This window comes from Pedobacter sp., from assembly GCF_965249885.1.
In the GTDB taxonomy this organism is placed as follows: domain Bacteria; phylum Bacteroidota; class Bacteroidia; order Sphingobacteriales; family Sphingobacteriaceae; genus Pedobacter.
Window position 1 is genome coordinate 2,071,480 of record NZ_OZ252254.1, and the last position, 12,391, is coordinate 2,083,870.

At 44.4% G+C, this 12,391-nt stretch carries 13 protein-coding genes; all 13 read right to left on the reverse strand.

The window, feature by feature from the left end:
* Positions 1-47 precede the first annotated feature (47 nt).
* On the reverse strand, positions 48-1,058 hold the full coding sequence (locus ACY2A0_RS08755) for a hypothetical protein (protein ID WP_461791341.1): 1,011 nt from the start codon (positions 1,056-1,058) through the stop codon (positions 48-50).
* Between the two features lie 84 nt (positions 1,059-1,142).
* Positions 1,143-2,609, reverse strand: coding sequence for a hypothetical protein (locus ACY2A0_RS08760; RefSeq protein ID WP_461791342.1), 1,467 nt, complete (start codon positions 2,607-2,609; stop codon positions 1,143-1,145).
* A gap of 10 nt (positions 2,610-2,619) precedes the next feature.
* Positions 2,620-3,465 carry a conjugative transposon protein TraN gene (gene traN / locus ACY2A0_RS08765; RefSeq protein ID WP_461791343.1) on the reverse strand — a complete coding sequence of 282 codons (846 nt, stop codon included), beginning with the start codon at positions 3,463-3,465 and terminating at the stop codon, positions 2,620-2,622.
* 22 nt (positions 3,466-3,487) lie between these two features.
* Positions 3,488-4,705: a conjugative transposon protein TraM gene (traM, locus tag ACY2A0_RS08770; RefSeq protein ID WP_461791344.1), complete on the reverse strand. Its 1,218-nt coding sequence runs from the start codon at positions 4,703-4,705 to the stop codon at positions 3,488-3,490.
* A 9-nt stretch (positions 4,706-4,714) separates the two neighbouring features.
* On the reverse strand, positions 4,715-5,164 hold the full coding sequence (locus tag ACY2A0_RS08775) for a hypothetical protein (protein ID WP_461791345.1): 450 nt from the start codon (positions 5,162-5,164) through the stop codon (positions 4,715-4,717).
* A gap of 11 nt (positions 5,165-5,175) precedes the next feature.
* Positions 5,176-5,796: a conjugative transposon protein TraK gene (gene traK, locus ACY2A0_RS08780; RefSeq protein WP_461791346.1), complete on the reverse strand. Its 621-nt coding sequence runs from the start codon at positions 5,794-5,796 to the stop codon at positions 5,176-5,178.
* A 1-nt stretch (position 5,797) separates the two neighbouring features.
* On the reverse strand, positions 5,798-6,865 hold the full coding sequence (traJ, locus tag ACY2A0_RS08785; protein WP_461791347.1) for a conjugative transposon protein TraJ: 1,068 nt from the start codon (positions 6,863-6,865) through the stop codon (positions 5,798-5,800).
* Positions 6,866-6,869: 4 nt separating this feature from the next.
* Entirely contained in the window at positions 6,870-7,511 is a 642-nt protein-coding gene (locus ACY2A0_RS08790; protein ID WP_461791348.1) for a TerB family tellurite resistance protein, read from the reverse strand.
* Entirely contained in the window at positions 7,508-8,146 is a 639-nt protein-coding gene (locus ACY2A0_RS08795) for a hypothetical protein (RefSeq protein WP_461791349.1), read from the reverse strand. The genes ACY2A0_RS08790 and ACY2A0_RS08795 overlap by 4 nt, the downstream gene beginning before the upstream one ends.
* A 2-nt stretch (positions 8,147-8,148) precedes the next feature.
* Positions 8,149-8,835, reverse strand: coding sequence for a conjugal transfer protein TraI (locus tag ACY2A0_RS08800; RefSeq protein WP_461791350.1), 687 nt, complete (start codon positions 8,833-8,835; stop codon positions 8,149-8,151).
* A gap of 21 nt (positions 8,836-8,856) precedes the next feature.
* The gene (locus ACY2A0_RS08805) at positions 8,857-11,322 is read right to left on the reverse strand and encodes a TraG family conjugative transposon ATPase (protein WP_461791351.1); all 2,466 of its coding nucleotides are present in this window, start codon (positions 11,320-11,322) and stop codon (positions 8,857-8,859) included.
* 132 nt (positions 11,323-11,454) lie between these two features.
* A complete protein-coding gene (locus ACY2A0_RS08810; protein WP_461791352.1) occupies positions 11,455-12,006 on the reverse strand; it encodes a hypothetical protein in 552 nt (183 codons plus the stop codon).
* A complete protein-coding gene (locus ACY2A0_RS08815; RefSeq protein ID WP_461791353.1) occupies positions 11,993-12,331 on the reverse strand; it encodes a DUF4133 domain-containing protein in 339 nt (112 codons plus the stop codon). The genes ACY2A0_RS08810 and ACY2A0_RS08815 overlap by 14 nt, the downstream gene beginning before the upstream one ends.
* Between the last annotated feature and the right edge of the window lie 60 nt (positions 12,332-12,391).

Here is a 12,391-nt window from a genome sequence, read left to right on the forward strand (position 1 = left end):
TTCAAAAAATTTCGTTAAAAGCTTTAAACTTTCCATAACTATTAATTTTATGCCATCCGCATTGCGCTAGATTTAGCAACTTTAACTTTGCTGCCGTTCTGTGCCAGGCTCTCCTTTACGGTTTTTTTGCCATGGACTTCGGCGACCGATATCTTTTGCAGATTCGGATCGTAGATATCTATTTTTTTGAACTGCGGATTGGCCTCAACAAAATATTGCTTCCGGCCAATAGTAACCTGCGAACGGTTGCCCTTTCTTATGTCTGCTGCAAGCTTTTCCCGTTGCACGGTACTGTTCCATTCCTTCGCTCCCAGATCTTTTAGACACCGATCCACATCAAATGAGCTAGTGATCTCCTTTACACGGTAGTTTCCTTCCGTGTCCCTATCGTTAAGATCAAGTTTCAGCCATTTACCATCTCTCTGGATTGCCCGGCCATTTAGCAGGTTATAACTTTCCTGTTCGTCAACAAAGGTTCCGTCCCCTGGCTTAAAGATCTGTTGCCTTGCTTTCTTCGGTTCTGTTTCGTCTACGATCTGTACTCTATTAGAAACCAGATTGTATTCTCCAAAAGAATTTCGCTCATATGAGAGATTGTGGTTGATCCACTCATTTTCTTTTACGTGACGGGAAACCGGAACAGTAAACTGAACTTCGCCATTTTTCATTTCCCTTTCCACTCTGCGATAATGTTCCCCGAGGCCGATCCTATTTAGTTGCTCGGAAACCGAAAGTTTATTTGCTTGCTCCAGCTTTCGCTCTTGTCGTTCAAGATTGTACCTCCTTACCGGAATGATAAATATCTTTCGAAACCATCTGAACAGCCTATTCGGATATACCTGTTTCTCCATCCGTCTCCGTTCAAATTTCAGTACCCTGATCGTCAAACGTTCCCTGGGATCACGTGTATTGCCGTACTTGGCGATAAGCCTGTCATAATCGCGCAATCTCTCTATGGACAAAGCCTTATTAGATGACATATCAAAAGAAAATGTCTTTTTAAAACGTTCGTCAGCTTCCTGCAAACGCAATAATTCTGCCTCAAGCCTGTTTTCCATAACTCAATGGTTTTTTCAATTAATAATGGCAGTTAGTAGAAATCGGATGCGGTTTAAATCGCATCCGATATTAATTAATGTACATTATGCGGACATTGATCTTCGACGACCTGGGCGCTGCTTTTTGGTGCCCGCCTCCTGATCTTCGGTCTTTTCCGCTTTCTGTTTTTGCTGACCGGACTTCTCAGCTTCTTCCGAAAGTCGTTTAGTGAAGATATTAATGTCTTCTTTTTTTTCTTCGGCCTGTCCTGCGGATTCAGATTTTCCTTCTTCTGGCCTTTCAAATGATGGTTTGTCGTGTTTATCCATACCATCAACCAAACCTTCGGTCTTTTGCAGATCTTCTGACTGGCCCCCCTTGTCTAACTGTCCACTTTCCGGTTGTTGCACGGTAGCTGCTTCAGCGATTTTCGGGCCGACATGTGCCGGAGTTTCCGGGGTAACTCCAGGAGCTTGCTGCATAGTTTGACCTTGCTGACTCTCTTCGGCAACCGTTTCCGGTCTTTGCGGTGCCATTGGAATTTTTTCCGGTCTCAAACGTGTTTGATTTTCATCAAAGAAAACCAAACTACGTGCGGACGGATTTGCCTGGACAAAGCAGTTTTTTTCCTTGCCATTGGGGAAAACCAATGTCGCTTTTTGGCGGTTTCCCTTTTTCAGCTTATTGGAGAATTCAGCTTTGCTCTGTGCATATTCCAGTCCTTTAAAAGCATACTTGTCCAACTGGCTAGAAAGATCAAAATATTCCTTACCGTATCTGGCTAACAGGAAGTTCCCGTTTTTATCGGTGTTTCTGAAATCCAGCTGCAACCACACTTCTCTTTCTTCACCATCCTTATTTTTTATTTTTTTGAATACCGATCGCCCGTTCATAAGGTTATATGCCTCCTTTACCGTGATTCGGTTGTTCGTATAAAAAGTCTGCGTGGTCAAATCCTGTTCGTTACTTCTCACCACTGCCATATCGTAACGATTAAAAAAGTACATTCCTGTTTCTTCGGATTTACTGAATTGCAGTGTGGCGCTTGCCTTGCCCGTGTTGGGCCCCAGGTGCGTACTGAAATCAAAGCTTTGGCTGATAGAAAATTCCGTGCGGTTTGATTTCATTTTCTTGATAAGCTCATTCTGGGGATAATCTGTGAAGCCCATATTTTCGAGCTGGCTGTTGAGAAAACTATAATTGTCCTCATTAAAAACCTGTGTTTCCATTTTTACTCCTTTCTTTTTTTCTGTTATTAATTCATTTTGCAATTTTTCGTAATGGGCATCTACCATGGCTTTTACGTCAATAGCGCCATTCCGACAGATTTTTGGCCCTTCTGACATAACCCGGTAGGCTGAACGAATGCTCAATACTTCGTACCGATCTAAATCTGTAGATTCGTCTTGGCAGTATGCTAATGCTTCTTGATGGGTAGCGAAGCAAGCAATTTCATACCTGTCTTCCACAAAGCCGTCGTCTAAATAGGCTACATATTCATAGCCATTATTCCATCTTTGATTTTCCAGAAATATTTGGAATTCTGAAAAATCCTGCTCTCGTACCAACATGTCCTTGTGTTTATCGCAGCGGACGTGCCCTTAAAATCTTGCTATTGCCGATCTTTAGGTCTAAATGTCTCCCACCATCTTTTTCCATCATCTGCACGGCAAAATACTTTTGGTCCGGTATGGTGAATTTTGGCAATGCAAATACGTAAATGTCATAGGATCTGCCAACCACACGGTTCGGTTCCTTGTTTACGTATATTGGCAACACCTCGATTTCCTGGGATGCGGTACGGTTTGTCCGGCGCTGATCGCGGATGAAGAAGCGGAACTGGTCGATATCATAGGAAATATTTGACCAATTGCTAACCTTGAACTGGAAATAAAGGATACCATCCTTTATGAACAGCCCTTTCAGGTTAAGGCCTATGCCATTGTTGTTTTTCCCATAACTGGCCGTATATTCCTTGTTCTGGAAAACATATTCCGCATATTTTCGAACCTCCGCCTCGTTAATGTTCTCCTTCGGGAGAAAAATATTGTCTTCCCTGGACTTAGCGTTGCCATCAATAGAAAGGTTGATCGAAGAGGGATTTTCAACGTAGCTCACAACAAATGTGGTCAGTTTCCCGTCCGCTGTTACTACACTCAGATTGGAAGGCGTAAACCCCGTCTTTGCAGCCTTAACCTGTAGAATATTTTCTACCCCGGTCGCTTTCTGGGCAAGAATTTCGGCACTCCCACGGTCAACACTGACAATTGCATATGGAAATATGATATTGCTGGTCTTGGTGTTGCTTATTTCCAGCTTATAGGAAGACTGTTCCAAAAGCTTTCTTTGGATATTTTCCTGCGCAACGGAGCCAAATGACACCAGGAACAGGAACAATCCCTTCGTTACTGCACTTAACTTTTTCATACTATTCTGATTTAACGATTACTTATCTGCCGGAACTTTGCTTTTGCTTTTCGTCCCTTAAAAGGATTTGGTATCCTGCCTTAACTTTTACCCTTACCAGCCTGGCTTTTTTGGAGAACATTCCCTTGACCATTTCAACACCGGCACCAGCCGCCTGTACGCCCCAGGACTGGTCAAGCGAACTCAGGCTGATGGATTGTAGCGGTCGGTCTGCCGATTGCTTTACGGCATCGCGTGTGATCGACCCAGGTATATAAACTCCATCCAAACCATCCAGGTCGAACACGGCCAGATCAACCGGGAATAGCGATCTGCCAAAACGGATGCTTTCGATCTTGATCACGAGGCGTTCGCCACTCAGTTGGGCAGTACCAAAAATGAAGTTGTCTTTTGGGATATTTACGCCATTGACCGCTATTTCATCGACCAGTCTCATTTTTATGGTAGAACCATTTACGATAATCTGATCTTCGTGAACCACTGCTCGAATAGCGTTCTGAGGTGCATTAGCAGGATTTTTTTCGGCCAGGGCATAAAATCCGTTACCAACCTGTTCCTTGTTATCTCCGTCCAACAAGGTGATTTCCTGACTTTTTTTTGGGGTAGTGACGGCATACACCTGTCCGCGTCTTTTCTCCGTCGTTTCTTTCAATCTTTCGTTGGCAAGCTCGGGATTTTGGATTTCCATCACTTTGTCCAACATCGCATTCAACTGGTCGAGCTCCGGATCGTGCTCAGGTTGGTCCATACCTATATTCCCATAACCTGTTGAGCTTGATGATCTGCCACTGTAGGATTTCGGACTTTCATAGTTATAATCCTGCCATCTTGGGGGAGCTTGGGCGTAACCAGTCTGCATCTGTCTTTCCAGGTTGCTTAAATTCTGATAGATCTGCTGTGTAGTCGGATCGCCATAATTGTTTATGGGCATTCCGGAAGAACCATAGTAACCATTTGCTCCCGGACGATAATTCGTATCGTTCCGCATCTGTTCCAACAATTTGGCGCTATCCTTTTCGGCAAGCTCGTAGTAGGCCAATTTATCCTTCGGGCCATTCTCAGTTCCTGCGACAGGCAGTTCCGTATTCAGCGATTTGATTCCCTTTTCCGAAATTTCCTGTCCATTGACTCCGCTTCCGCCACCAAGCAGCCAGAACAACAACGTGAGAAAAGGCAGGGCGATAATCGGAAGCACGGTATAGAACTTTCTTTCCCGTGCCAGTTTTGCGTCTGTTTTCATATCCGCTCTTTAAAAGTTATTGATCCAATTTTCCATTGCTTTTGCACTATCCAGCAGTCCTGGACGAGCTTTCATAATACTGTCATAGGTTTTCTTCCCCGAGGGGGAACCTTGTAGGCTATCCATAAATTTGGTGAAGCGTTTCACCCTTTTGATTTCCGCTTGAAAGGCCTTATCAATTATTTGCGGCTGCGGGGCCTTACTGGGAACCTCAATGCTTCCAAAGCCCATCGACGCAGAATTTCCACCCACCAGTACCGTCGAATTGTAGGCAATACTGATCGCCACAAAAAGGATCAATGAGATATATAGGGTTCTTCTGGACAGGCCTGCTGTTCTTTGGTTCATCCATTCAGCCCAGACCGATTGCGCCTTGCCCATTAATGAGCCCACTTTGCGGAAAACCTTAACCGCAAGTTTTTCCTTTTGCCCAGCTGATTTATTACTTTGCTTTTCCATACTTCATCTTTTTATCTTCTATTCTCTGTCTTGATATCCCGGTTTTCGATCGTGCTCCAGCGCTCGATCAAAAACCCGTGCGGGTTGTTGTCACTTCGCGATACGTTACGCAGAGCACCTTCGGTAATCAGGCTACGCGTGGTAATGGTCGTTGGCCTGATGATTTCCTGTGTTGCATAGCAACGGAACCTGAACGGATAATCGCTTGTACTTACCTGCACGCTGTCAATGGAAATGGTCTGATTGATATTTCCCGAAATGAGATTGGAATAATACCCCGTTTCACGTAGGTCGTCATACAGCCTTTTGGCAGATCCATCGGCCAGATACAGCGCCTTTGTAATGGTCTGCTGTATGGCATTGTCGTCCGGATCAAGCGTAAAGAAAAACTGATGGAAGGTGCGGATATGGTCGCGAGCCTCCACGGGAACGTTGTCCTTCCGATCTGACGCGTACGCATCCAAAACTTTTCCATTGGCCAGGATATACACCTTTTGCTGCATTGAAGAAACAGTGCTGTAGCTTTTGAATATGGCTATGCACGTAATAATCAGGCAGCAGATCAGCATCAGGCAGCAGAAGTTCCGCACCTGCCTAAATGCCTGGTCGATATTTTTTGCTTTCTTAAACATACTACATATTGTTTTTGATCAATTTGATTGGACTGGTCGAAACTGTGTTGAACGCTCCGGTTGCCTTGGTCTGCAGCGCACCACCGCCACCTGCCTGAACGATATAGCTGGCCACGCTTGGTACGGTAAAATATCCGATGATGCCAATAATCATAAAGATCATATAGGCGGTGTCCGTTTCATTAAAGAATGAAGTGTCGCCGGTAGTATTCATCTGGTGGATATCCAACTTGATCATTTCCTGTTGGATCTTTCCGATGATCGCCCCAAAAATATTCGCCACCGGAAGCCAAAGGAAAATATTGATGTACCGTGCCAGCCAAGCGGTCAATGTGTGCTGAAAACCGTCAAAAACAGCAAGTCCGAAGATCAGTGGTCCGAGTATCGAAAGGACGATCAGTTGAAAGGTCCTTAAGGTATTTATACAAAGCGCCGCACCTTCAAAAATGATCTGGAGTATTTCACTGAATAATTGCCTGATGTAATATTTGAAGGCGAACATTATTTTCTGTCCATTGAACAAAAATCCATTTCCCAAACTTTCCAATACGCTCTGTTCTGCAGGGTCCGCTCCGTCGTGGGTATAGCGGTACCATTTGTCCTGATCGCCCATACCGTTAACACCTACATACATTTGCCAGGCATCACTCCTTTGAAAGGCTTCGTCACGCTTTTTTAGCAGCACTGCCACTGCGCTGTTCGAATTGTCTACCATTGCAGCAGTTCCGGTCACTGTTGGCTTCATTACCGCGTTGATCATTGCCAGCACCGACGGAAATATCATGATACAAAATCCCAGTACAAAGGGCCGGAACAAGGGAAAGAAGTCGATGGGTTCCGCATTTGCGATGTGTCTCCACACCCTATAGGCGATATACCAGGTTGCCGCAAATCCCGCAATGGCCCGTGACACACCGATCAGGTCGCTGCAAAGTGGCATCATATCCTCATAGATCTGTTCCAATACGGTATGGAAGCTTCTTACCCCACTGTCCGACGATTGCCCAAAGGCCAAGACAGGGATGGTCGCCAGCACAAGGACCACAGTAATTTTCAATAGCTTTTTCATATGCTTAAAATTTAATTCCATAAAGGGTTTCCACTGTTTTTGCATCATTGCTTGCCTTCTGGCGCTGTAGTGCCAGTGCGCCCGTAGAATTGTTGAAGGATCGTAGGAAATTCAGTTTCTCTTCCATATCCAGATAGATCCTGTCGATAGCCTGCAAGCGTTCATCATCTGACATCCTGGTCTTGCCGTTGGTAAGGATGGTCGTCAGTTCCTTTAGATTGTTCAGGCTCTGGTTAAGCAGCTGGTTGTACACCTTGCTCATATAGGCCAGCTCTTCCGGACGGAATATCTTACTGGAAGAAAAACGGGCGTAGGCGTTACGGTTTTCCGATACCAGTTGATATTGATACTTAATGATCGCCGGTACGCGGCTGTAATTGCGAACGGTAGGGCTTACGTTCAGCAGTCCATCGAGATATTCCTTATGTTGATTGTAGTCGCCTTTGGAAATATCCCTGATCTCATTATAACCGTTGTTCAGTATCTGATAAGCATCTTTAAATTGGGTGAGTATGCTTTTCATCTGTTTCAACTTTGCGATGTTAAGGGCAAGCTGTTTGGCTTCCTGCGTCTGTGCCAGTGCACAGTTGCTTTGGCTAATCGATAGCATCGACCAGACCACTACCGTGAATGCGATATTTTTCATTGCTTATCTTTTTTATGGTTACTAATCCCGTAGAGCTGTTCCATCTTTTGGACATCCTGTTTTTCCTTTTCCCGGGCACGTTTGACGTTTTCGATGTGATCACAGAATTTGCGTGAGAACATATAGGCACTGACCATCCGGTCGTGCAGGAGGTCAATCCGCTCTAGGCGCTGGTCATCGGTCATTTCGAGCTGGTTGTTTTGTGTAACCGCGTTCAGGTTTCTAATAATGTCATTACAGTCTTGCAGCACATTATCGTAGACCTTCTGGAAATATGCTACCTCTCCACGCTCATATAATCCGCTACTGGACGCTTTGCTAATTGAGAAAGGGAAAAACCTTTTGATCTCATTGATCACGTCGCGTATATACACGGCCTTGTCACTGTGTTTGACAGTTCCATTTACTGTAAAAAGGGATTTGAAATACTCGCTGTAGAGCACTGAGGTTCCATTTTTATACCTGCTGATGTTGTTCAGTCCCTGCTCGTCAATCCGGTTTTTCTCTTTTACTGCGTTCGATTGTATCTGGTACTTTGCCAACTGTTCCAGTTGGATTTTAAGTTCCTTGCCCTTTTGTGCCATTGAAATACCGGTTATCAGTAAGGCAATGGCTGTTAAGATGATCGTTTTCATAGCTATCGATTTTGTCCAATTCCGTAAAGTGCCCTGATCTGGTCTGAATCCTGTCGGCTCTTAGCCCTTGACAAGCTCAATTGTATGTTGCTGGCATTAAAGCGGCGCAGATCGTCATAGTTGCGCTGTACCTCTTCGCCAATGGCATTGGTAAGCTCGAGGCGTTTTCCATCACTCATTTGTGTGGAGTAGGAAGTGGTAATATTGCGGAGGTGTTTAACATTTTGAAGCGTCTGTTGCAACATTCCGGAATAGACCTGCTCCATATATTGCAATTCCTTTGCGGTGAAATGTTTGTCTTTTTTGATCAACTCCCAAACTTTGCCATACTCATTTGTGATCCGCAATTGCATCGCAATAATGTCCTTTACACGTTGGTAATCACGAATGGCATCCTTTACCTTTTTCAGTTCGTCGAAATACTGTTGGTACTGCTGCTTTTGTTTTTGCGCCCAATCGGAAATTTCGTTCAGCTTCTGTTTAGCCATACTGTTCTCCAGCTTCTTTTGTGCGTTCTGTAGATCAAGCACCCTGTTCTGTTTCCGCTGAACTTGAAGATCCGCTGCTTTTATAGCCTTGGTCAATACCGCTTTGATCAATCCGATGATCCCAGCGTGGGCTTGTTGCGTCGGCAAGATGATCACTGCCACAAAGGCGAGTGCCATCGCTATTTTTCTTAGCTGCTTCATTGTATTTGATTTTGTGGATTACTATTTATTCCTGATCGCATCGGCCATCGCCATAATGCCTTTGCGGATATCTCCACCGAATTTCTCGGTGTACTGGCTGAGTTTTACTTTTTCGGTCTGCTCTGTGGTATAGGCCAGGTATTCCTCCACAGATACTTCAGTTCTGTAAACTTTGGAAAGCACACCACCCAAGGATATGAATACCTCTTTGTATTTTTTGGAAGGATCATTTGCTTTGTTAACTGACAGTACCAGTGCTTTTTCCTTTTCGGTCAGTCCCAATAGCTCCTGTATCTGGTCAAATTTGTTCTGGTACTTGCTCTGGTCCAGCAAGATTTTACAATCCGAGTTGTTGACTATCGCTTGTTTGACTACTGGCGAGCTGATAATGTCCTCGATTTCCTGGGTTACCACAATGGCTTCGCCAAAAAATTTGCGGACAGTTTTGAAAAGATATTTGATGTACTCGGCAAAGCCTTCGGTCATCAATGCCTTCCAGGCCTCTTCAATCAAGATCATTTTTCGTTGGCCCTTCAGCTTTCGCATCTTGCTAATGAAAACCTCCATTATAATGATGGTAACCACTGGAAACAGGATCTTATGGTCTTTAATGTTGTCAAGCTCGAACACAATGAACCGCTCTTGTAACAGGTTCAGATTTTCCGTTGCATTGAGCAGGTAATCGAATTCGCCACCTTTGTAATACGGCCGTAGGACATAAAGAAAATTATTGACATCAAAATCTCGGTCTTTTACCTTTTCCGCTTCCAGGATTGGTACATATTTTTCCTTCAAAAACTCATAGAAGGTATCAAAGCAGGGAAACAGGCTGCTGTTCTTTTCCAGTTCATCGAAATAACCGCTGATGGCATTTGAAAGCGCTACGTATTCCGAACGCTTAAATTCCTCATCATCCTTTTTCCAAAGGGCAAGCAAAAGTGTTTTGATACTTTCCTTTTTCTCGGTATCCAAAGTATCACCTTCGCCAATAAAGAACGGATTGAAACGGATCGGGTTCTCTTCACTGTACGTAAAATAATAGCCCTGCAACATATCACACAATCCTTTATAGGAGTGTCCAACGTCCACCAGTACGATGTGCGTTCCCTGTTCATAGTAGCTCCGGACGATGTGGTTTGTCAGGAAAGATTTCCCGGAACCTGAGGGGCCAATTAGAAATTTATTGCGATTTGTACAAATGCCTTTTTCCATCGGTTCATCGGAAATGTCAACGTGGACCGGTTTTCCTGTAAGCCTATCTCCCAAACGGATACCCACTGGACTGATTGAAGTTCGGTAGCCTGTTTCCAGGTTCAGAAAGCACGTTGCCTGTTCGGCAAACGAATCGAAAGTGTCGTTCATCGGAAAATCGGCAGCATTTCCAGGAATTCCCGCCCAAAATATCTGTGGTGCGCCAACAGTTTCCAATTTCGCTGAAGCATCCATTTGGGCCAGGGCCGAGGAAACCATATTGCGGAGTTCCTTCAGTTCCTGCTTTTCTTCCGTCCAGGCCAGCACATTATAGTGTGCCTTTACAGGAAGGCGCTGCTGACTGATCGCTTCGTTAAGGAAATCATTTGTGGCATCGCGTGAAATGGTGTTTTCACGACTGTAAGCCGAAAGTGATTGCAATCGTAGCCTTTTGCTTTCCAGTTGTTTGAGCGTCTTATGGGCGTCGTCCACGAATACGTACTGACTGTAGAGGTGATTGCAGGAAAGCAGTTGCCCCAAAGGACTTGCAAAACCTACAGAAAATTTGGTACGGTCAGTAGAATATTTATCGTAGGTGATCTTACTCGCACATTGCCCCGGTAGGTCTTCGGCAGCTCCCAATGTATACAACAGGCAATGTTTATCCCCGACTTGCAATCCTTCACCAAAACAGATGTCGCCGTAAACCAGGTCGTTTTTTCGCTCGTTTAGACAGAGATATTTTTCAATAAGCCCCACCTGTGTGGGCTGGCTCATCAATTGTTCGGCTTCTAGTCTAAAAAGCTTGATAAACCCACTGTCTTCAAGGACGCGCTTGAACTGACCAACACAATCGAGGAATTCCTGTAACAATGTCTTACTGATCGTTTCCTCGGGAACAATGTTCCTTCTGGTCAGATTGGAGAATAATGAGGTAGCAGGTTTTCTGCCATTGGGCATTTTGGTCAGCATGATGTAGCAGCTATGGTCGAGGAAAGGGCGCTCGTTAAAAAACCGCTCACTGCTGCGGCTAAGGAAACTGGTGTCTTCCTTTTTAAAATCTGCATTGTACTTGGTTTGAACAAACCAGTCCTGTTTACACATCACACTGTGTTTGGGCAACACCTTTATAGCCTTTACCCAGGTGTGGTGGAACGTCTCGTATTCCTCGTTCGACAAGGTGAATATTTCCGGTAGTTCCGCACGGAAAGCTACCGTTACGTCACCTTTATTGCTCAATATGCAATTGTGTTCCACATCCATTATTGGAAACACTTCCTTCAACACTTTTTCCATCTTCACATTTCCTTTAGGGGGCGTATGCCCGGTTAGATTGATCTATTCTCTCATTTTGTTGTTTGGACTTAGGTCTATGTTATTATTTTACATGGTACTTAAATCTGGGAGGTGAGCTGTTTTATGTCTTTTTTAAATTCCTTTGCCTCGTGAACGTCCACTCCTTCTTAAAGGTGGTAGCCCTCGTTCCTTCCGATTAGAGTTGATGTTGTTGACTAGCCAACTTTTTTTTCCGGTAAGTTCCTTGGCCTCAAAGTGTGATCTTTGCGGAGTTTCCTCTAGGCGATCTTCCAAATAGCCCTCTCCCGCACGCACGCTTCCAACAACATCCATCTCATTAGGTGTTGGAAATGAAACGATTATTGTATCCGCTGGAAGCTCAGTTAAATCTGGATCAAAATCCTCAACTAATTGATGTGTCTTCTTATTATAGGGAATATCACAACGGGTAAAATCGTCATCATAATAAGGCTCAAGGTCATCGAAAGAAATACCAAGGGTTGAAAAATCATCCTTTCGTTCCAAAGTCCGTAGATGCCAGTTCACGAAATAAATCTGTCCGCAGATGTCCAACGTTGGCTGTTTTCCGTTCAGCCTATCCAGCAGCGCACGCTCGTTTTGATTCAACTCACTTTTTGACAAGAGTTTGCTGCGCATTTCTCTTTCATATTCATGCATTGCCATTTTTTCTATGGTTTGTGGTTAAAAAAATATTCCTGTTCCGTATCTTGATCACACTTGGAACCTTCTTCCTTGCGAGAGCCTTCATCAGCCCATGTTCACCATATTTGTTGCTCATTGCGTAAACTTTGGCAACAACTCCACCTCCCAGAACAGCCGCAATTAGAACGCAGATCAGGGACGGGATGCCAATGAAATAAAGCAGGGCAAACAGTATGAGCACACCTACCATACCAGCGCCTACATACCAGATATACTGTGCCTTCAGACCTTTGAATTCAATACTTTTATTGATCCCTTTATTTATTTGATAAGTGGCCTTTTCCATCGTATTATTTTATTTAATAGGTGTACTTTCGTGCACCTGCGCAATACCCTTATCCCCAAG